Source organism: Flavicella sp. IMCC45668, from assembly GCF_057219105.1.
In genome coordinates, this window is sequence record NZ_CM170114.1 from 1244114 (window position 1) to 1266329 (window position 22216).

At 33.6% G+C, this 22216-nt stretch carries 16 protein-coding genes; all 16 read right to left on the bottom strand.

Annotation, left to right across the window (positions count from 1 at the left end; all coding sequences use genetic code 11):
• Window positions 1-12: 12 nt before the first annotated feature.
• Window positions 13-1473 (bottom strand): lipopolysaccharide biosynthesis protein, encoded by a 1461-nt coding sequence (locus AC2DZ0_RS05640; protein WP_484644231.1) that lies wholly within the window; start codon window positions 1471-1473, stop codon window positions 13-15.
• Window positions 1473-2558: a non-hydrolyzing UDP-N-acetylglucosamine 2-epimerase gene (wecB, locus tag AC2DZ0_RS05645; protein WP_484644232.1), complete on the bottom strand. Its 1086-nt coding sequence runs from the start codon at window positions 2556-2558 to the stop codon at window positions 1473-1475. Before wecB ends, AC2DZ0_RS05640 begins: the two co-directional genes overlap by 1 nt.
• Window positions 2559-3839: a glycosyltransferase family 4 protein gene (locus AC2DZ0_RS05650; protein ID WP_484644234.1), complete on the bottom strand. Its 1281-nt coding sequence runs from the start codon at window positions 3837-3839 to the stop codon at window positions 2559-2561.
• Window positions 3836-5026 (bottom strand): glycosyltransferase, encoded by a 1191-nt coding sequence (locus tag AC2DZ0_RS05655; RefSeq protein ID WP_484644236.1) that lies wholly within the window; start codon window positions 5024-5026, stop codon window positions 3836-3838. The genes AC2DZ0_RS05650 and AC2DZ0_RS05655 overlap by 4 nt, the downstream gene beginning before the upstream one ends.
• A 3-nt stretch (window positions 5027-5029) precedes the next feature.
• Window positions 5030-5536: a methyltransferase gene (locus AC2DZ0_RS05660; protein WP_484644237.1), complete on the bottom strand. Its 507-nt coding sequence runs from the start codon at window positions 5534-5536 to the stop codon at window positions 5030-5032.
• 4 nt (window positions 5537-5540) lie between these two features.
• The gene (locus AC2DZ0_RS05665) at window positions 5541-7970 is read right to left on the bottom strand and encodes a YfhO family protein (protein WP_484644239.1); all 2430 of its coding nucleotides are present in this window, start codon (window positions 7968-7970) and stop codon (window positions 5541-5543) included.
• 28 nt (window positions 7971-7998) lie between these two features.
• The gene (gene recN / locus AC2DZ0_RS05670; RefSeq protein WP_484644240.1) at window positions 7999-9654 is read right to left on the bottom strand and encodes a DNA repair protein RecN; all 1656 of its coding nucleotides are present in this window, start codon (window positions 9652-9654) and stop codon (window positions 7999-8001) included.
• 131 nt (window positions 9655-9785) lie between these two features.
• Window positions 9786-10676 carry a type IX secretion system protein PorD gene (gene porD / locus AC2DZ0_RS05675; protein ID WP_484644241.1) on the bottom strand — a complete coding sequence of 297 codons (891 nt, stop codon included), beginning with the start codon at window positions 10674-10676 and terminating at the stop codon, window positions 9786-9788.
• The gene (gene coaBC / locus AC2DZ0_RS05680; RefSeq protein ID WP_484644242.1) at window positions 10669-11880 is read right to left on the bottom strand and encodes a bifunctional phosphopantothenoylcysteine decarboxylase/phosphopantothenate--cysteine ligase CoaBC; all 1212 of its coding nucleotides are present in this window, start codon (window positions 11878-11880) and stop codon (window positions 10669-10671) included. The genes porD and coaBC overlap by 8 nt, the downstream gene beginning before the upstream one ends.
• A 5-nt stretch (window positions 11881-11885) precedes the next feature.
• Entirely contained in the window at window positions 11886-12209 is a 324-nt protein-coding gene (locus AC2DZ0_RS05685; RefSeq protein ID WP_484492053.1) for a DNA-directed RNA polymerase subunit omega, read from the bottom strand.
• 12 nt (window positions 12210-12221) lie between these two features.
• Window positions 12222-13013 carry an outer membrane protein assembly factor BamD gene (locus tag AC2DZ0_RS05690; protein WP_484644244.1) on the bottom strand — a complete coding sequence of 264 codons (792 nt, stop codon included), beginning with the start codon at window positions 13011-13013 and terminating at the stop codon, window positions 12222-12224.
• A 131-nt stretch (window positions 13014-13144) separates the two neighbouring features.
• The gene (dapA, locus tag AC2DZ0_RS05695) at window positions 13145-14029 is read right to left on the bottom strand and encodes a 4-hydroxy-tetrahydrodipicolinate synthase (protein WP_484644246.1); all 885 of its coding nucleotides are present in this window, start codon (window positions 14027-14029) and stop codon (window positions 13145-13147) included.
• Window positions 14029-14553 carry a DUF6913 domain-containing protein gene (locus AC2DZ0_RS05700; RefSeq protein ID WP_484492056.1) on the bottom strand — a complete coding sequence of 175 codons (525 nt, stop codon included), beginning with the start codon at window positions 14551-14553 and terminating at the stop codon, window positions 14029-14031. The genes dapA and AC2DZ0_RS05700 overlap by 1 nt, the downstream gene beginning before the upstream one ends.
• 101 nt (window positions 14554-14654) lie before the next feature.
• Window positions 14655-14930: an ATP-dependent Clp protease adaptor ClpS gene (locus AC2DZ0_RS05705; RefSeq protein WP_300325440.1), complete on the bottom strand. Its 276-nt coding sequence runs from the start codon at window positions 14928-14930 to the stop codon at window positions 14655-14657.
• Between the two features lie 40 nt (window positions 14931-14970).
• Window positions 14971-15810 (bottom strand): 50S ribosomal protein L11 methyltransferase, encoded by an 840-nt coding sequence (gene prmA, locus AC2DZ0_RS05710; RefSeq protein WP_484492057.1) that lies wholly within the window; start codon window positions 15808-15810, stop codon window positions 14971-14973.
• Window positions 15811-15894: 84 nt separating this feature from the next.
• Window positions 15895-22167, bottom strand: a complete 6273-nt coding sequence (locus AC2DZ0_RS05715; protein ID WP_484644248.1) for a choice-of-anchor L domain-containing protein — start codon at window positions 22165-22167, stop codon at window positions 15895-15897.
• Window positions 22168-22216: the final 49 nt, after the last annotated feature.

The following is a 22216-nucleotide window of genomic DNA, read 5'->3' on the forward strand; positions in this document are numbered from 1 at the left end:
GGCATCAACACATTACGAAATTCTTGATCTTAACTTATTGATAGTCGTATTAATTTCTAATGAAATATTCATTCTGTAGATAGTTATTATATAAAGTACCGCTATAATAGTTCCCTTTAATATAATATTCAAAAGAGGATGAAACTGAAAATCCCAAAAAGAAAAAACTGCATAAAAGACACTTATTACTACGAATAACATCAGCGTTTTTGAAGTAAATGGGTACATCTTAAATTTACTTTTTACATAAAAAAGTTTAATCGAATTAAAAACAAGCACCACTAGTAAGGTAGACAATGCCGCTCCCTCAATACTCATTAAATCGATCAAATAATGATTCAAAATAATTACCGATAGTGCCATTGCAACACCATAAGGTAGCAATACTTTATAATATTTTGAATTAGAAATGATAGCACCATTCCCTCCCAAAAACATATGATATAACTTAGCTAGTGAAATAAATAGAACGATCCATTCACCTCCTCTAAACTTTTCTGGAAGCAATTGAAACATTTCAGATATATTCAAATTTATCAACAAAAAAACCAACCCAGATATCGCCAATAGATTGATAGAACTCTTTTTATAAAGATTTTTCACTTCTGCCAAATCCTTTTGGTTTAGTGCTTTTGCAATCAAGGGCTGTAAAATTTGAGCCATTGCCCTTCCCGGTGTTTCTACAACAGAACCAATATACACACCAACTGAATAATAAGCCGTCAATGCAATCGCCTCTTTTTGAGGAATCATAAACTTATCGATATCAATTAATATGGTACCCGCTGCACCCGCTAAAATTATATAGGCTGAATATCTGAATATTTCAACCATATTTTCAGGCATTTCAAATTTTAATTTTGGACGATATAAATAAAAGGCATACGTTCCCATTAAAAACATTCGAATAAAATAAGCACCTGTTAAATACCATACAAAATCTGCTACGCTAATGATTTTAAAATAAACACAAAAAAGCAAAATCATGGCCGCTATTCTAGAAAATAATTCTTTTAATAAATTACCATAAACCGATTGTAATTGCACCTTAGACCATGCATAAAATATTTCAAAATAAGCACAAGCGATGGCTACCAAATAAATAACACTTACATAATTTTTTACTACCGGATTTTTCAAGGATAAATAAGAAGCAATTCCTTCATAAAATAGAACACCTATAAACCCAATAGGAATAGCAACCAACAATGGAAGAATTAACGCTATTGATAAAAATCTATCCCGTTCAATTTTTGAGACATAGGATGAATAGAACTTTAAAATGGTATACTGAACTCCAAACCCAATAAAAGGCATCAATAAATTTGAAGTAGATAACAAAAATGTCACTAATCCGTAATACGTATCCTCTAAAAAGGAAGTGTATAAAAACAATGCATTAATCCCACCAATAGCAAATGCACCATAAATGGTTAAGGTATTTTTAAATGATTGCTTTAGTACTATTCCCATTAATTTTCAATCAAACTTTTTATAGCATTGTGAATTTTAAGTCCTACTTGATCACCAAAAAGATTCTCCGTAAAATCCTTAGTTTGGATCTGAAATTTATCAAATGCTTTTCTCATTTTCTCTGAATCACTGCCTACTAGTTCAGCATATCCATGATTCACTAACTCCACCCATTCCGTTTGTTCTCTGGCTACGATGCAGTATTTTTTATTAAAAAAAGCTTCTTTTTGAAGGCCACCACTATCTGTCACTACTAAATTACAGTTTTTCAATAATTCTAGCATATCAAAATATCCAACTGGCTCAATAAATTGAATAGGATATTCCAAATTATTTTTAGCCAGTATGTTTTTCGTTCTTGGATGAATTGGCATCACCACTTTAGATTCTTTATGAACTGTTGACAGTCCTTCAAAAATATTTTTCAGAGACTCTAAAGAATCAGTATTCTCCTGTCTATGGATGGTTGCTAAAACAAAATTATTTTTATCTAATCCTAATTCCTTAATAATATCAGATTTCTTTTCAGAATTTTTACTGTAATAACTCACCGCATCCTTCATAATATCACCACAATTGATATATTTTATATCTAAATTGGTATATCCTTCTCTATCCAAATTTTTTATGGCAGTATCTGTTGGACACAATAACAAACTTGAAATACGGTCTGTTAAAATTCTATTCACCTCTTCTGGCATTTCCATATTAAAAGATCGTAAACCTGCTTCAATATGCACTACCTTGATCTGCAATTTTTTAGCTGCTAATGCACCTGCTAAAGTGGAATTAGTATCACCATATACAACAACCGCATCAGGCTCCTCTTTTAAAAGAATGGCTTCTATTTTTTCAAGCATTTGACCTGTCATAGCCCCATGCCCTACTCCATTTATATTCAAATTATATTTCGGGTGTGGTATTTCCATTTCCTCAAAGAAAACGGCACTCATATTTTCATCATAATGTTGTCCGGTATGAATAAGTATCTCCTCGTATTCATCCTTCTCCGCAATTACTCTGCTTAAAACAGCGGCTTTTACAAACTGAGGTCTAGCCCCTAATATGGTTACAATTTTTTTCATTTATGAAACTGTTCTTTTTATCAAATCGGCCATCTGTTTGGTCAATTCTTTTCTATGATATTTTTCAATATTTTGAGAAGCGATCTGTACACCTTCTCCTTTATATGAATTATACAATTCTTTTACTTTCAATCTTAAGGAATGCTTATCTCCAAACGGCACAATAAGGCCGGCCTCAGAACTAGATAATATTTTTGCCAAATCTCCATCAACGGGTCCGATTGCTAAAATAGGTCTTTTCGCTACTAAATATTCAAATATTTTTCCGGTAATAATTCCTTTAGCGCTTGGCACATTATTGACCGCCAAAAGCAATACCTGTGATTTTTTTTGAAAAAGATGTACTTCTTCATGCGGCAAATAAGAAATGATACGAGTATTCTCGTTCAAATTATTTTTTTCCAATTCAATTTCTACAGATGCATCTAATTTCCCAATCAATTGAATACACAATTTATTCTTAAACTCAGCGTCTTCCACACAAAGTTCCTTTAAAACCTCCCAAAGCATACTTGGATTTCTATCCTCATTCATCATTCCTATATGAGTAATAGAAAAGGTATCATCCAACAATTCGGATGTTTTGGATGGGATAAAATCAAATCCATTCGTTATTACAACAGTATTCTTATTGTACGCTAGGTATTTTTCTCGCATAGTTTCTCCTACAACTACCACTGCATCGGAATGCTCTAGCACTTCTTTCTCCATCTTAAAATGCTTTTTTTTAGCGCTCTTATTTAGTGGTAACTGATGGAAATAATCTATATCTGTCCATGGATCTCTAAAATCAGAAATCCACTTAATTCCGGTTCTTTTTTTCAACTCAAATGCGATTCTATGCATGGTATGAGGTGGTCCAGAAGATATGATAGCATCTATAGAGTTTTCTTTCAAATATTCCTCTAAATACAACACAGAAGGTTTGATCCAAAACATACGTGCATCAGGAATAAAATAATTTGCTCTAACATAAGTACTAAACTTACTTAACAGCCCTTGTTTAGCATTCAAAAAACCAGCATTGGTTTGTGTTTTTTTATTTTTCGAGAAAAAACTCGCCAATTTATATGGCTCCCAAATAGGTTGCTTTAAAACATCAATCCCTTTAGGAATATCTTTTTCTAAACTAGTATCGATAATAGAAAAATCCGGATTATCTACCGTATAAACTACAGGAGTAATATCAAAATCTTGTAAATATTTTACAAACTTCAACCAACGTTGCACTCCAGACCCCCCAGCAGGTGGCCAATAATATGTTAGAATCAGAACTTTCAAGAATCTAAATTTTTATATAGATTTAATAAGTTTTTTGAGGTATGCTCCCAAGTAAACTCATTTTCAATAAATTTATTTCCATTTGCACCATACGCCTGTTGTAAAGATGGATCTCTATAAAGTTGAAGTATTTTTTTCTCAAAATCAAAGGCATCTTCTGCTTTATGCGTTAACCCGGAATGTGCCATGGCAACAATATTTTTTTGAGCCGTAACATCACTAACCAAAATTGGTTTTGCAAAACTCATATATTGGAAAATTTTATTCGCATAAGTAGTATCGTGATGTTTATTTTTATGAAGCGGAGAAACGCAAATCTTACTGGCTTTTATATATGAAGGAAATAAGGAAACATCTCGCCAACCCTCAAAATCAACATATTGCTCTAAATTTAATTCTTTTACCTTATTATGCAGCAATTCATCTTCACTGCTCGTTCCTACAATTACTAATTTTAAATTCGTAATAAACTCTTTCAAGTTCGACAAACTTTCAATTACAGTCATTAACCCACGTCTTAATCCAGTATCCCCGAGATACAGAATAACAAAATCATTTACATACCTATCAATGATAGAAGAATCAAAAAGTGCGTCTTTATAAAATGACCTATGAACCGTATTCGCTACAACCACAATCTTATGTTCAGAAATATTGCAACGAGACAATAAGTCTTGCTTTGCCTCTTCGGTTACGACAATAGTTTTGGTATACTTTTCAACATACTTCTGCTCAAAATATTTCCATAGACTGGGAAAAATGATAAATTTTCCTGGAAATTTATTCAAATGAGAATAGAACTTCATTATTTCAGGTCGATTCTCATGTAAATCCAAATGTATTGGTAACTGAAACTTTGTATTTGCTTTAAAAGCAGCACCTGCCAACTGAAGATCATGCACATGGATTGCTTCTATCGAATTAAGCTCTAAAAAATGGCTAATCTTTTTCGAAAGTATATTTTTATAAAATGGAAATGTATAAGCCAATGCCGATAATTTATACTCAATTCTTGAGGACTCATATCTTTTTACAAAAATTCCTTTATAAACCTCTTGATCAAGTTGTTCGCCATAATGCAAACAAAACAGATATACTTCATGCCCTGCCTTAATCAAGGTTAAAGCTTCATTTTCCACCCTTGGATCAGGTGGAAAAACAGCATCTAAAAGCATCCCTATTTTCATAATTTATTTTCTTTCTGCGTACACTGCGTAATATCTTGGCGTAAACTTTCTTAAAATCGGTCTCAAACCAATTTTTTTAATTGGACTTGTCCATTTTTTAGTTCGCTTAGAATTCCATCCTGATTTTTCTATCAACCAATCAAATTGCCAATCTTCGAACTCATGATAATGCCTGTCCCACATATCTGTCTTGCTTCTATATGCACTAGCAAACCACAATTTTAAAGGTATTGTAGTGATCAACTTATCTGCTTCAATAAGTTTTAAAACATTATAGGGCGCTAATAAATGCTCGAAAATTTCAAACGCTGTCACAGCATCAACTTTTTGATTATTTACAACTGTAGGTAACTCATCTAAATCTTCTCCATTCGTGTTATATACGGTATACCCATGCTCTTCCATGATCTCAGAAAAGGGATTTCGAACTCCTAAATCTAAAATTACAGCAGGCGCCGGTAATACTTCTTGTAAAAACTCTAAGGTATGTTTATACCTTTTATTTGGCATTGTTTTATACACTCGTTTTCTGTTTTTTATTTTTAACAAATACTACCACTAAAATCAACAAGAAAACAAATAAAGAAACAAGGTTTATAATTCCACCTTTTGCAACTATTGTAGGTTCAAATTTAAATTCAATGATGTGCTCACCTTTTGGTACTTCCAATGCTCTTAGAACATAATTTGCTCTTATATGTTTTTTCAATTCACCATCGATATAAGCATTCCATCCGTCTTTGTAATATATCTCTGAAAAAACAGCAAGATGTGCCTTAACACTTTTTGACTGATAGGTGAGATGGTTTGTTTCATAATTTACCAGTTCAATTTTTGACAAAGAATCTAAATCGTTTGCCTTAAACGACGATTTAAATTGCGGGAACTCTGACTCGTTGACGATTGCAGTTTGTTTTGAATTGAAATCCCCTAAGCTCAATATTTCCTCATTTGCTGTAGATACAAAGTTTACCTCTCTAACAAACCAAGCATTTCCATTAATATCTGGGTTAACTTGCAAACTCTTTTCTCCTTTTTCATTAGGAATGATAAAATATTTGGTATTTAGCATATTTAAAACTTCCATATTATTCTTTGAAATATGAAAATCTACCAACTCTTGATACCTTCCTAATTTTGCTGCATGATATCCTCCGATTGATTTATGAAAATAAGAAGTTGCCCCATCATTCATAAAATTACCCGCAAAATTTGCTACACGGTAATGACCTTTATCCTGAAGAATCTCTTTATCTATTTTAGATTTCACAAAAGGTTTCTCTATTTGTCTAGCATTATGAAAATCACTTGTATCTACATATCTTCTTGCTGTACCAACCATATCAAACAAAAATAAAACCCCGAAAACAACTAATACTACTTGTTGCTTTAGTGTATGCCTTAGATACAGAAACAATACCACAGCACTTATCAACACCAAAAGCAATGTTCTAAGACTGTCATCAAAGAAAATAACCTGTCTATCTGCTTTGATGGCACTTCCTAAGCCCTTCAACATATTGTCGTAATATGCATCATTGGTTCCATTAAAATCTAACACGATAGAACCTAACAACGTAAAAAACAATGCAATTCCACCAACAATAAATAAAGCTTTCTTTAATTGTTTTTCTTTTTCTCCCTTCGATAAATTATTTCCAAAAAATTCCTTTAGTGCCAATAAACCAAGCAATGGTATACAAACTTCAGCTATTACTTGAATTGAACTAACTGCCCGAAATTTATTATATAAAGGAACATATTCAATAAAAATATTCGTTAAAAACTCAAAATTATGTCCCCAACTCATTAGGATAGAAAAAACAGTAGCAGAAACCAACCAAGTTTTTAATTTAGAATCCACGAAAAAAATCCCCAATACAAACAAAAATATAAAAATTGCACCTATATAGGCCGGAGCAGCCACAATAGGTTGACTTCCCCAATACGTTGGAATGTTTTCTGCAAAACCAGCGGCTTGATTCTTATCAATTTTTGAACTTAAAAATTCATAAGTTTTAGATTCCTTTCCTAAATTTTCACTATTAGCTCCTCCTGTAAACCTTGGAATAAACAAATTAAAAGTCTCCATTTTTCCATAGCTATATTCGGTAATATAACTTTTAGACAAACCAGAACTTGCCTTTTTTGTTTTTCCGTCTGTTGTAATGGTTAACTCACTTTTCCCTCTAGTACTATTATCAGCATATTCTTTGGTGGCTAACAAACTACTAGCGTTCATACATAATGCTAAAAACGTTCCCAAAACAATGATACCTACTTGCGAAAAAAATACTTTGATATTACCCTTAGATTTCAGAACATCAATTAAAAACACAATACCTAAAATCAAAACTGTAAAACCTAAATAATAAGTCATTTGTGGGTGACTGGTATTTATTTCTAGTGCCATTGCCAGGGTTGTCAGTACAAAACCCCAAAAATATTTAGATTCAAATACAAGTAAAATTCCAGCAAGAACAAGCGGAATATATCCTATTGCATGCGCTTTTGCATTATGTCCAACTCCTAAGATAATTATAAAGTAAGTTGAAAATCCAAATGCTAATGAGCCTATAATCGCAAGTTTCCAATCAAACTTCAAGACCATCAACAGAATAAAAAATCCTAAAAAATAAAGAAACAGATAATCAGCAGGTCTTGGTAAAAAACGTATCAGCCCATCTATTTTTTTTACATAATCATGTGGGTAATAAGTACTCAGCTGATAAGATGGCATTCCAGAAAAAGCGGACCCCGTCCAATAGGGCTCTTCTCCATGTTTTGCACGAAAGTCAACAATTTCTTTAGACATTCCTCGGAACTGCTGAATATCACTCTGAAACAATTTTTCTCCTTTTAACACCGGTGAAAAATAAGCGAGTGCTACTCCTGTAAAAACAAGTATTGCAATCACATATGGAGTGATCTTTTTTAAATTCATATACTGCTTCATATATTATATCCTTGCTTTATGCTTTTAATAATTCTTTTGCATGTTCTAATGCAGAATCTGTGATGTTTTTTCCTCCTAAAATCTCCGCTACTTCGGTTATTCTTTCTTCCTTTGTTAGCGGCTTTAAAAAGGTAGTCGTAACTCCTTCTACATCTTTTTTATACACTTTAAAATGAGATTCACCTTTTGCTGCTATTTGAGGCAAATGGGTAATTGTAATTACCTGCATATAATCTCCCATTTCATGCATCACATCAGCAATTTTATTCGACACTTCTCCAGATACACCTGTATCAATCTCATCAAAAATAATTGTTGGTAGCTTGGTGTATTTAGAAAGTATTAATTTAACACCCAGCATAATCCGAGACATCTCACCTCCAGAAGCAACTTTCTTCAACTCATCGTAATTCCCCCCCATATTAGCAGAAAACAAAAACTTTAGTTCATCATTTCCATTGAAATAAAACTCCTTAGTCTCATTTATTTCAATTTTAAACGTTGCATTAGGCATTCCTAACTTAGACAAAACCTCCTCTAACTGTTTTGTTAATTTTGGGATAGAGGCTTTTCTCTTCTTGTGAATTTTATCACAAAACGAAAGTAATTTTACTTTTATTTGTTCTATAACAGCTTGCTTGTTTTCCAATAACTCAGAAGCGTTTTCAACCTGTCCCACCTTCAGTTCCAATGCTTCCTGAACTTTTAATAGTTCCTCTATAGAACTAACCATATGCTTTTTTTGCAGTGCATAAATCAACTGTAATCTATCATTAAGGCTTTCTATTTCCTCAGGGTTTACATCTACATTCTCAATCGATTTCTCTAACTCAAACACTATGTCATCCAACTCAATCTTCATACTCTCCATACGAGATGCATAACTTTCATAATCCGATGAAAAACTTGAAATTTTATCCAAAGAATTCTTCATTTGATATAAACTTGTTTGCACACCCACTTGCTCATCAGTGGCTAAGTTTAAGGCATCTGATAATGCGTCGCTGATTGTTTCAATATTATTCAAACGTTCTAAAGTTTCCTCTAATTCTTCTTGTTCTCCCGCCTTTAGATTCGCCTCTATTAATTCATTATACAAATGTGAATTATAAGCATATTCTTGTTTCGCAGCCTCTTGACTTTGTAATAGAACCGCTAACTCTTTTTCATGTTTTTTGAAAGTTTTAAGCTGATTACCATAATTATCCAATAAATCTGAATTCCCTGCCAAGGCATCTAAAATCTGAAATTGATAACTCGATTCAGATAATTGTGCTGTTTTGTGCTGAGAATGAACATCAATCAACTTTTCTTTTAATACATTTAAAATAGCGAGTGTCACTGGAGTGTCATTTACAAAAGCTCTAGACTTACCACTAGGTAAAATTTCCCTTCTAATTATTGCTTCTTCTTCATAATCTAGGTCTTTGTCCTCAAAAAACGCTTTCAACTGATAGTCCTTTACAGAAAAGGTTGCCTCAATTACACATTTTTTTTCACTATCCTTTAAACTATTCAAATCGGCTCTATTTCCCATAACAAGTCCTAAAGCTCCTAAAACAATAGATTTACCTGCTCCAGTTTCTCCAGTAATTATAGAAAGTCCTTTTGTAAAATCCGTTTGTAACTCTTTTATTAGAGCATAGTTAGATATAGATAATGTAGTTAACAAGATGTAATGTTTTTATGTGTGCTATTTTTTTGAATGCCGTAAATTTAACGATTCTTTTTGTGAATTTTCCCTTAAATATGAAGCAAAAAAAAAGCCCTCAACAAGGACTTTAAATTAGCTTTAATCTATTCTTAAATTTTTTTCCATTTGTTGCTATTGGGAGCTGAGATCCTATTTAACAACTTTTTTAAATCTTTTACATTCGAATCGGGTCCAGATCCAAAAACATCCACAACTTCATCAGATTTTGCATCGAAAAAAATTCTAAACATAAATGAATTCTGACTTCTTTTATTCAAATTCTCAAAACTCATCAACTGTTCATAAATTTCATTCTTAGCTATTTCAGCATTGTTCGCAAACACATCCATTCCTAAACGATGATAACCGTACATAATTTCTCTATATTCTCTATGAGCATTGGAAATAATTAAATCCACAAGAGAATATCTGTTTAATGAATTTCTTTTTGCTTCCCATCCCGAATAATTACCTTGTTGTGCAAGGTTTACGATATCTAACGCTTGCTGATAAAAATTTTCTCCTCCTTTTAACGAAAAAGTATCAGCATCAATAGCAATGATCATATACGCATAATACGAAATTAAAGAAATTAAATTCGATTCATACGTGGCTGGATTGTAAATCAAAGGTTCAAATTCAGTATATTCAAAGGAAATAGCATCATCCTTAAAGTTAAAAATTGGAGTTTTATAATTACTTCCAAAAACAGGACGAACTGCGTTTACTTGTAGAGTACCTGAAAAATTTTTGTTATTCGTATATGAAGAAACAATTAAGGTCATACCACAATCGATTTTCTCATTACTTTTATAAACCTTGTTAGTCCATTGTTGTTTGTTCACAAATTCAGTCAAAGCTCTTTCCAAAGTTTGAAAAACTTGTTTATTGCTAACACCCACTTGATCCGAGTTAATCGAAAACGTGCAATTTAACTCTTGCGAATATCCTATCGCAACCATCAATATGAAAAATAAAAATGTAAGATACTTTTTAAACATTCACTCTTTTTAGAATTTCAGAAAATATATCCGATGCTACTTCCTCTTTTGACTTTAACGAATATTCAACAATATTATTGGATGCATCAATTACAGAAATTTTATTTGTATCTCCTCCAAATGCCGCTCCTTTATCTCTTAAAGAATTGAGAACAATCATATCTAATTTTTTTCTAGATAGCTTGCTTTTCGCATTCTCCAACTCATCATTGGTTTCTAAAGCAAAACCTACTAAAAATTGATGCCCCTTTTCAGCGCCCATAGTCGCCAGAATATCTTTGGTTGCCTTTAACTCAATTGTTAAATTTCCTTCTTTCTTTTTAATTTTTTGATCAGCTGCCGAAACGGGAGTATAATCAGCTACTGCAGCTGCAGCAATCGCAATATCTACTGTAGCATAATATTCAAAAACCGAATCAAACATCTCCTCTGCACTTTTTACATTTATTCTATGAACCGAAGAGTGTGCTATGCTTAAAGAACAAGGACCAGTAATCAAATAAACTGTCGCTCCAAGATTTGCAGCCTGCAAGGCTAGTTCAAATCCCATTTTCCCAGAGGAATGATTTCCTATAAATCGAACAGGATCAATAGCTTCATAGGTCGGCCCTGCGGTTATCAAAACCTTTTTATTTCTAAGTGGTAATTTACCTAAAATATCATTTTCAACAAACGCAACAATATCCTCCGGCTCCGCCATTCTTCCTTCACCTACTAAACCACTAGCTAGTTCTCCAGTTCCTGCAGGAATTAAGTGATTTCCGTATTCCTGTAATTTTTTTATATTATCAGTGGTAGAATCATGCTTAAACATATCCAAATCCATTGCTGGTGCAAAGTAAACCGGACATTTAGCTGACAGATAAACAGCCAATAATAAATTATCAACTATTCCATTCACCATTTTTGAAAGGGTATTGGCTGTAGCAGGTGCTACTACCATATAATCTGCCCACAAACCTAAATCAACATGGTTGTTCCATAATTCATTTTCTTCATTTTTTTCATAAAAAACGGAATGAACTGGATTTTTAGATAAGGTTGATAAAGTTAACGGGGTTACAAAATCCTTAGAAGCAGGAGTCATGACCACTTGGATCTCGGCTCCTGCTTTTATGAATAATCTTACTAGATGAGCTGTTTTGTAGGCGGCAATTCCAGCGGTTACACCTAATAGAATTTTTTTACCTTTTAAAACACTCATGTAGACTAATCTTTTTTATCAGAATTTCTGAAATATACTTTATCGTTTAACCACTCTTCAACTGCTAAAGCGTGTCCTTTAGGTAATTTTTCGTAAAACTTAGAAACTTCGATTTGTTCTTTGTTTTCAAAAACCTCATCTAAACTATCGCTGTACGTAGCAAACTCATCCAACTTCTCTACCAATTCCTTTTTCAAATCTCCATTAATTTGATCTGCTCTTTTTGCAATGATTGAAATTGCCTCATAGATATTTCCAGTAGGTGCTTCTACTTTTGATTTATCATATGTTACAGTAGTATCTGGTGCATTTGTGTTTTTGTGATCCATCTTGACTATTTATTAACTTAATATTAATGCTATTTCTTTTTGTACCCTTTTCAATAAAACTTGAGACTCTTTAAGATATTTAGATTCAGGGTAATTTCTTTCTAATTTTTCGTATGCCTTTTCAGCCGCCACCAATCTCTTATATTTCTTAGTGAAGGTACTACGGACACTTAATTCATAAGCAGACTTAAACTTATAAAAAAAAGCTTCTTCTCTATATTGTGTTCCTAAATATTGAGAAGTCATGTTATCAAAGGCAACTACAGCAGAAGTGTAATAACCGATATCAAAATATTGCTTTGCAATCATAAAGGCTTTTGTTTCCAATTTATATTGCAACTCCTTAACCCTAAGGTTTGCCTCCGGCAATCTTTTTGAATTTGGATACGCGTTGATGTATTTCTGAAAAGCAATCAGTGCCTCTTTAGTTTCCGTTTGATCTACACTATATTTAGGAGAAGCTAAAAAATGACACTTTGCAGCATAAAAAGAAGCTTCTTCTTTTTTGGAACTTTTAGGGTAATTTGTTACAAATCTCTCAAAATAATAAGCAGCATTTGCATAGTCCTTTGTGTTAAAATAAGAGATAGACACCATAAACTGAATTCGCTCCATTTGAGGCTTCCCTTTATAGGCAGGTGTAATCATCTCAAACAAACGAAGTGCTTTATCAAACTTCTTGGCATCATACATTTCTGTAGCCATTTTATATTTATCCGAAACGCTTCCTTTATTCAACACTCTATTGTATCTACTACAAGAGGCCAAAACTACGATGGATAATAAATATATTAGATGTTTCAATTTAAGCATTTTGCAAAATTAGACATTATTTATGAATTATTAAAGTGATTTCCTTTGAAAACCACTACCAAAAATAAGTTCTAATTAGAATTGAAGACTTTTTAGGCTCCTAAAAAATTGTTAATTTCTACTTAAGCAAATGCGTGTGCAAACTGTCTTAGCTTTTCTTGAAGACTTTCAGTTGCAGCAACTAATGGTAAGCGAACCTCCATAGAAGTATTTATATCCTCTAAAATCGACAGCAATGCCTTAATTCCGACTGGATTTCCCTCTTCAAAAATCAAATCTACAACATCCATCATTTGGTATTGAATTTGAAATGCTGCTTCTGCTGATTTTTCTAGACCTAAACGAATCATATCCGAAAACTCTTTAGGATAAGCTTGTCCCAATACAGAAATCACCCCTGCTCCACCTGCCAATGTCATCGGCAAAGCAATCATATCATCTCCTGAAATCACAAGAAATTCATTTGGCACAGTTTGAATTAACTTCATAGCTTGTGCCATATCTCCTGCCGCTTCTTTAACTCCAATTATATTTTCACACGTTTCTGCCAACCTAACTACTGTCGCCGGCTCTATATTTGAACTAGTTCTACCAGGAACGTTGTAAATAATTACAGGTACGGGAGACGCATCCGAAACAGCAACATAATGTTGATATATACCTTCTTGAGAAGGCTTGTTATAATATGGAGAAACAGAAAGCACTGCGTCAAACTTAGATAAATCTAATTTTTTCAAATCAGCAACTACAGTTGAAGTATTATTTCCTCCTACGCCTAAAACTAAAGGGACTCTTCCGGCTGTTTTTTCTATTATTGTTTTTTTAACAAGCTCTTTTTCTTCTGATGTCAATGTTACAGATTCTGCAGTTGTTCCTAAAACAACTATATATTCCACCCCGTTCGCAATTTGAAATTCAACTAATTGCTCCAAAGCCACAACATCTACACTTTTGTCCTCTTTAAAAGGAGTAATCAAAGCGTTTCCTGTTCCTAAAAATGCTTGCATTATATTTTCTTTAAAATCTTTAAATATTTGATCATCTCAGTTGTCAATACTCCTAAATCTCTTCCTTCGTCCGAAACCGATAAATCATACAAACTATCATCATCCGAAGCAAAACCTACTTTAAAATTAGATAGAGAGTGCAAAGTTATTACATTCCAATATAAATTTTCTTCAAATCCATAATTTATAAACAAGTCGTATTCATTTTTAACAAATTCTTGAAGCTTGTTTAATTTTAAACTTCCGTACCAGCCAAAATCTTTTTCCGTACATTCAAAATCTGAATATTCTTTATTTTTTTCATACGACTTAAACACCAAAACATCAATATGATCAAGTGGTATATTCAATTCTTGTTGTATTTTATTTAAAACGATATTACTTTTTAAAAACTGAGACTCCTCCATCAGAATCCCAACGGACTTCACAATCCTTGAGTTTAGATTTCTTTTAGTGTTTTTAGCGATAATACGATCTTTGGCAAACCTTCTAATTACCGTTTTCTTTTTCCATTTTGATAACATCCTACGAATCTAAAAAGTTTTAAATAAAACTTACACTTATGAGAAAGAAAAAAGTCAGGTTATGAGACTCAAAACCTGACTTTTTCAACTTTTACTTATATCTATACAAGTTCTGCAGATAAACCAAGCTCTTGCAACTTACTACACTTTGGCTTCAACTCATCATACTCACCTGTTTTAACAGCACATTTCCCTTTGTAATGAACCAAAACAGTACACTGTTCAGCTTGTTCTAAGGTATGTTCACAAACACTAATTAAAGACTCTATTACAAAATCAAATGTATTCACATCATCATTATGTAATATGATCTCATGTTTCGGAGTTAACATCTCAAGGACATCAACATCTTCTTGCACTTTTTCTTTCACACTCATATTCTCCATCATCCTTTATATTTTCTTCTGGTAAACAAAATTACGATTTTTTTAAATACCTTAAAGACACCCATTTATTTCTTTTCTTTTTCTCTTGAAATGTCAGACCAAAAGCACTCGCTTTTTCATCTAACAAAGGAATATCCTCTTCATAAAAACCACTCAATAATAAAACACCTTCCTGCGATAAACAACTGGCATAAACTTCCAAATCATTCAATAAAATATTCCTATTGATATTCGCTATTATCAAGTCATACTTTTTACCTTCCAACAAACTTGCTTCACCTTCATAAGATGATATATGTTCACAGTTATTTCTGTCCACATTTTCAATTGTGTTTAAATAACACCAGTTATCAATATCTATCGCATCAATAGGCTGGGCTCCCTTCATTTCAGCAAAAATGGCCAAAATTCCCGTTCCACACCCCATGTCTAAAGCTTTCTTTCCTTTCACATCAATTTCTAACAAATGCTGAACCATCATATGTGTCGTTTCATGATGCCCTGTCCCAAAGCTCATCTTAGGTTCTATGATAATATCATATTCTAAATTTGGATTTTCATGAAAAGGGGCCCTAATAGAAACTTTATCATCAACTTGAATAGGTGAAAAATTCTTTTCCCATTCACTGTTCCAATTCACTTGTTCAATCTCTTCTTTTGTATACTGAATGGAGAATTCATTGGAATTCAAAACATATATATCATTTAAAATATCATCATAGCATTCCTCCTTTTGAATATATGCCACAACCCCTGTTTCATTCTCTACAAAGCTTTCAAAACCTGCATATCCTAATTCTGCAATTAATATTTCCGTTGCAGGATCACGTGGTTCTACAACAAACGTAAACCCATTATAAATTGTATTCATCTTTTCTATTTTGAAATACAAAGTTACCTTAATTTGTTTTACTGATTCAGAAAAAAAGACAGAAACTCCTCTTAACTACAATTTTTAATGGACTGATATCAATTTACTAAACATGCCTATTTCAGTATTTATTTTAACAACATAAACTCCATCATACAAATACAAACTCATAACCTTATCATTATCCGAATACGCATTTATCAATTGTCCCAATGAGTTATAAACACGAATTTCTTTTATTGCTATATTATCTTCATTTGATATTTTCAGTTCTTTCGTACTTCGATCATAAGTCACATTAAGGTTTTCCTCCAAATCTACAGGTTTAATATTCAAGGCATTTTCAGTACTAAAAACAATTACAAATCGATCTTTATACACCCCAGAATCTAATGTTAATTTGACTACTGAATCTTTGATATCATAGTACGTTTTTGTTTCCTTGTCTTTAAGCAAAATTGGTCGTGTAATATTTTGCTGTTCATCTAACATCACATAAACATCTCCCGCAGCTGCCGTCTTTATGGTGACAGGAACTTCTAGTTCCTCTGATATGGGTTCTAATCCAGCGATCACATAATTCGTCCTACTTTCGTCAAATTTGAAATACATATCCGTTTCTCCCAAATCAAACATATATCCATCATATCCATTGTCATGAGCAAACGAATTTCCTTCTCGAAAGGCTGCCGTAATTTGTCTATGCAACACAACGCCTTCTTCATCGGTATATTCAAATCCTAACTTTAGAGTAGCTGGTTCTTCAGAAATTTTAGATTTTTTTGTTTGATCTCCTTTAAAGAAAACAGAGGTTCCGCCAACATCATCAATTGGCTGACTAACTCTGTGACTATTTTTAAAAGTTATAGTCCCACCTGCTGTACTTGCTAAAACATAAAATCCTTGTCCTACCGGAATATACCTTCCTGGAGATCTATAAACATGCCCATCAGTCAAACCAGCCGTTCCCTCAACTACTTTAGTGGCAGCGGATCCTGATTGATAAATCCTACTCGCATAACCACCTTCATAACCACCTTGAGAATGACTATCGCTATCACCAGTTTGCTCCCAAAAATACAATGCACTTATAGATGGATTATCATTCAAAAAGGCGTCTGCATCTAAGGCACTTGGATACGGATTCCCAAGCAATGAATAATGACTAGCTGTTATGTCAATGGAAATATCTCCATCATTTGGAGTTCCAACAAAAGTATAAATCTGAGCTTTCCCCGGCCCTTTCAATATAAAGGCATCTGCAGGTTCAAATGCCCCAGTTTCTCTTTGCTGTATCCACGATTCGCCTGTCAAACCATTTAAATAACTAAAAATCCAATAACTAGAAAGGGTTATATCATCCATCGTATAACTACCGTCATATCCATTGGTAAAAATAATTTCCTTTGGAGTTGACTCATCTGTCGTACCCCCAGTCCCATTTTTCATGACATCTTTTACTGTAAAAAACGACTCTCCCACAGAAAGTACAGGGGAAGTAATATAATTATACTGATAGGTACTTGTTAAACTACTAGATTGATCAATATATAGCTTTCCATTACCAGAAACCATAGATTGGCCTGTATGCGTCTGAACTAATTGCGCATCCCCTACCAAGCGCAACTCTCCATCTAATTGGATTTCATTGGCTACAGTTAAACTAACGCCGTCTGCAATTGTAAACACAGAACCTTCAGTTATCCATAAACACCCTATAGAAATATCCTCTGTTGCTGTAATTTGAGAACCGCTTCCCGCATCTACCGTCACCAAATCTGTAGTATCAGATGTACTCGGAGCACCATCGATTCCCGATCCACCCGACCAAGAGGTTCCATTCCATGTAATTCCTGTGATTTCTGTAAATGTAAAATATTTCTCTCCATCAAAATCATAACTTCCAACCAACTGAGAAATACCTTCAATAGTTAAAGAAGATGAATTCATGGAAACATATTCCACATCCGTTGTAAAAAGCTCATCACTTGCCACTTTCATCGCAATGGGTGCTGCAGAATTATTTAGATCAGATAAAATAGTCGCTTCTGGAATTGCTATCTCAACAGAACCAACATTTCCATTTTCCACTATTTTCCATACTCTATTTAAAATATTCGTATTACTACACAATATTGAGTTACTATTAAAACTCGTTGCCCCATCATTACCCCACACAAGAAAATCTTTATCTGTTGCGAATGAATTTGAATTACTTGCATTATTAACTTCAATATTCCCTAAACCTATAGTTACAAAATTACCTGATTGAGATTTAGATTGTTTCTGCTCGAAGTTTCTTGTAGCATCAAGTCCAATTCCCGCAACATCGTTATGATATGCGCTATTATCAGCATAACTCCAAACCATAGTAGTTCCATTGGATAAAATATAATCCCCTTCTGTTATGCTTGCATCGTCTTGAACAGCAACACTTGGATTTAAAGTAATTCCATATTTCAGTGCTAAATACGATTGAATGCTCTGCTGCTCAACAGAAGATTGATTACCAGAGTAAATTAGAATCTCTGCGATTTGACCATCATGATAATAATTGGTACCTGCTCCCTGAGTTTGCCCTTGCCCTATCGTGAAACTGTTAGAATCAGAACCCGTTATTGAGGACTCAAAGGAAGTGCCTGTATCTACAACCGAACCGTTCAAATAAAGTGCTTGTTGAAAAGGAATAGCTGTATTAACCGTATTGTCACTTCCATAAAAATTATGAATATCAAAACTTGCTGTATTTGTCAACCAAGCATGTGTAATATCTGAACCTCCATGTTCTATACCATAATAAATTTCATTATCACTCCAAGGTAGAGTAATTAAAAAATCATCGTTTTCATTTGTATTTTCAACAAATACATACGAATCTTTAACAACATCTGTCAAAGTTACTACATATGCTGATAAATTTGAATAGCTTACACTTGATTCTAATATCCCTCCTACAATTTCAAAATAATCTGTTGTTCCATCAAACTGAAAGGCTGGGTTAAAGTTTACTGAATTCGAATTTAGTACTGGTGCAGTGGCATTATCTATGGCATCATGGCTATTTCCCGACTGATCCAACCATGTACTCGAAGACGCACCAATATCTGCACGCAACCATAATAAATTTCCTTCTCCAGCACTGACAGTTGTCTCAGCATCTCTATAATCTACATCTCCTGTATTAATATCAGAATCTGAATCTGGAAGTACAGTAGGATCATCGATATTCCCATTTACATCCGAAAAATCATTTGACGTATAAATATTACTGTCCAATCCATTGATCCCAACAGAACCACTTAAGGTTAACCCAGCTTCCATTGTATCGCCTTGCCCCTCATCATCCGCATCCGTATCTAAATAATCGTCATCACTATCCAAGTCCGAGTTTTTTGGAGTCAGACCTTCTCCGTTTGAATCTGACGCTGTTTCATAGACATCATCTAAACCATCGCCATCTCCATCCGAAAAAACGATACTTGGAGCTATATAACCTAAGGTACTTTGCGCCTCAATATTATCCGGTATTCCATCCCCATCAGAATCTAAATCTACTGAATTATTCAAACCATCATTATCAATATCCAAATCCAAAACAGCATCCTCAACAACATCCAAAATACCATCATTGTCATCATCAATATCAGAAGGATCAAAAACACCATCACCATCGGTATCTCCAGACACAAAAGAATCTCGATAATCAACATCACCTCCCGCGTTGTTTAAATCACCATCACTATCTACTAATAATGTAGGATCATTAATCACCCCATTTACATCTAAAAACGTATCATCCGTACTAATGCTAGAACTATTATCAAAACCATTCGTTCCAACATTCCCATTAAAATCGCTAACTGTATAGCCAACCTCTGAAGTATCATCCCCTCCTTCATTATCAGAATTCGTATCAAGATAATCATCATCTCCATCATTATCAGTGTCTATTGGAGACAAACCGCTTGTATAAGCAGTATCCGCCCCTAAACTATTATAAGTTCCATTTGGACTCACATATCCAATAGTAAGTTGAGCCTCAATATTATCAGCAATACCATCTCCATCAGAGTCTAAATCTAAATAATTTGGTATTCCATCAGCATCCGTATCTGTTGGGTTAGTCAATACATTATTATCGTTATCAAGGTTAGCATCCTCCTCGTCGTCAAAAACTCCATCATTATCATCATCAACATCTGTTACATCATCAACACCATCTCCGTCTGTATCCAAAAACCCAGTAATTAAATTAATTAAAATTGCTGAATCAAACTGTCCATCTACAATATCACTTACAATAAATTTAACGGTATATGTCTGACCAGGAGTTAATCCAGTCCCATAGGCCCTGATTCTTTTTGTAAAACCATCATACTGCATATCAATAGCATTTCCAGAATTTTCAATGTAATATGCGGTTTGAGTAAGATCACAAGGAGTTGCAACTCCATTTGGAACTCCATTATTAATGGTATTTAATGAAACAATATTAGATGTACCTGGCACCAAAGCTACATTGGTATTTGCAGGCAACCCATTTCCAGAGATATAAAATCCGAAAGCATCATTAAAATCTCCACAGACATAATCTCCGTACTCTTCTGAAGCAAACTGATAATCTATGATTATGGCAGTCGCTGTTTCATCTAAGACCACATCAAAACTATACACTACAGCATCATGAGTAGCACTTCCATTTGCTAAATCATCCAATTGCGTATCCGTCCCTGATGTTATTTCAGCGTAGGTAATGGTTTTATTCGTTGCATCATTAGAAGAAAAGGATTCTGTTACAGATCCAGTAGTTAAAATTACTCCATCATCAATTTCTGTTCCCTTTGCCTGAATCGCATTTGAAAATGTACCTATTTGAGCACTTTGACCCACGAGAAGTGTCGGGTTGGTTATAGTTACTCCCGGACCTGTTATCTGACTTGCCATTTCTTCTGGAGTAGCCCCACTATTAAAACTAAAAACATCTGTAAACGTTGCATCCCGATAATCAACATCACCTCCTGAATTCCTATCTCCATCAACATCGGTAAAATCATTAATAGGATCATCAAACTCATCATTCACATCAAACCCATCGTCAATGTCTCCCCCTTCAAAACTATCATCTAATCCGTCTGAATCAGTATCAACCGCCCCCACAAAACTTGCATTATCATTTTCATCAATATCCAACACACCATCATTATCACTATCCTGATCCAAATAATCTGGCGTATCAAAACCATCTGTATTTACAGGAGATAGACCAGACGGATAACTATCATTCAAACCATTTGTAAAAGTTAATCCTGGAGAAATATAACCAATTGTTGATTGCGCTTCAATATTATCAGGAATCCCATCATCATCAGAATCTATATCTAAATAATCATCTATTCCATCATTATCTGTATCTTCAGGTACACAAGAAGGGTTATTTTTTAGCTGAACTACTTGAGACGTTGTAAGCGCAAAAGGATAATGAACAAAATCATCAATCAAACCATTAAAGAAAAATCCTGATCCTTGGTTATAAACTGAATTCCCTCTTACACCACCTAAACCAGACGAACCTGTATGCCTATTGATTTGTCCATATCCAGAATTAACAGTCGTGCTTGGCACACCATCTAAATATAAGGTCAGATCTCCATTATTATACGTTACAACAATATGATACCAAACATTTGCACTAGGTAGCGAAAAAGTAGAAGGCGAACTAGAATTCCAATCCTCTCTTACCAAACACTCCAAGGTATTATTTATCAATCGTAACCCAACACCATTTACCCTTCCTCCTTCCTCAAAAACAACTTGCTCTGCGACTGAAATAGAAGCAGGGTTTATCCACATGGAATAAGAAAAATTAGTAATTGCATCAATTAAAAAACTTCCATCACTATATTGCACTACATAATCCGAACTAAAATCAATGGAATGAGAACCTGTTACACTATTTGTAGAATAAATAGGAACACTAGCATTCTGTTGATCATGTTCTTCTCCTGAAAAATCATCCGCTGTATTTTCGAAAGTATAATATCCATCATAACCAGATATTAAGGCACAGGAATTTTCAATTTCATCCAAAATACCATCATTATCATCATCTAAATCTGCTCCGTCAATTACAGTATCGCCGTCAGTATCCACATCAGCCATAAAAGTTAATATTCCATTCTTAAGTTGTGGTTTGGTATACAGTTCTATATAATCTGAATCATTATTTTGCTCTAAAATATAATCAACAAAAGTTCTTTGCGGAGGATCTTCCTTTTTAGGAATTCCCAATGCAAAACTATTTAGGTAGAATAGCAACGTAAAAACAAGTGCTAAGTGTGGTTTTAAATCTCTTAACATATCTTAAAAAAATCCGGGTAGGGTTACCTCTAAAGATACGTTTTTTAAA

Excerpts from the sequence above, each read along its gene's own strand:
- dapA (WP_484644246.1), bottom strand. The coding sequence starts at position 14,029 with ATGCAAGCATTTTTAGGAACAGGAAACGCTTTGATTACTCCTTTTAAA.
- AC2DZ0_RS05715 (WP_484644248.1), bottom strand. The coding sequence starts at position 22,167 with ATGTTAAGAGATTTAAAACCACACTTAGCACTTGTTTTTACGTTGCTA.
- porD (WP_484644241.1), bottom strand. The coding sequence starts at position 10,676 with ATGTTTAAAAAGTATCTTACATTTTTATTTTTCATATTGATGGTTGCG.
- AC2DZ0_RS05640 (WP_484644231.1), bottom strand. The coding sequence starts at position 1,473 with ATGGGAATAGTACTAAAGCAATCATTTAAAAATACCTTAACCATTTAT.
- AC2DZ0_RS05700 (WP_484492056.1), bottom strand. The coding sequence starts at position 14,553 with ATGTTATCAAAATGGAAAAAGAAAACGGTAATTAGAAGGTTTGCCAAA.
- AC2DZ0_RS05685 (WP_484492053.1), bottom strand. The coding sequence starts at position 12,209 with ATGGATCACAAAAACACAAATGCACCAGATACTACTGTAACATATGAT.
- AC2DZ0_RS05705 (WP_300325440.1), bottom strand. The coding sequence starts at position 14,930 with ATGAGTGTGAAAGAAAAAGTGCAAGAAGATGTTGATGTCCTTGAGATG.
- AC2DZ0_RS05655 (WP_484644236.1), bottom strand. The coding sequence starts at position 5,026 with ATGAAAATAGGGATGCTTTTAGATGCTGTTTTTCCACCTGATCCAAGG.
- prmA (WP_484492057.1), bottom strand. The coding sequence starts at position 15,810 with ATGAATACAATTTATAATGGGTTTACGTTTGTTGTAGAACCACGTGAT.
- AC2DZ0_RS05665 (WP_484644239.1), bottom strand. The coding sequence starts at position 7,970 with ATGAATTTAAAAAAGATCACTCCATATGTGATTGCAATACTTGTTTTT.
- AC2DZ0_RS05660 (WP_484644237.1), bottom strand. The coding sequence starts at position 5,536 with ATGCCAAATAAAAGGTATAAACATACCTTAGAGTTTTTACAAGAAGTA.
- coaBC (WP_484644242.1), bottom strand. The coding sequence starts at position 11,880 with ATGAGTGTTTTAAAAGGTAAAAAAATTCTATTAGGTGTAACCGCTGGA.
- wecB (WP_484644232.1), bottom strand. The coding sequence starts at position 2,558 with ATGAAAAAAATTGTAACCATATTAGGGGCTAGACCTCAGTTTGTAAAA.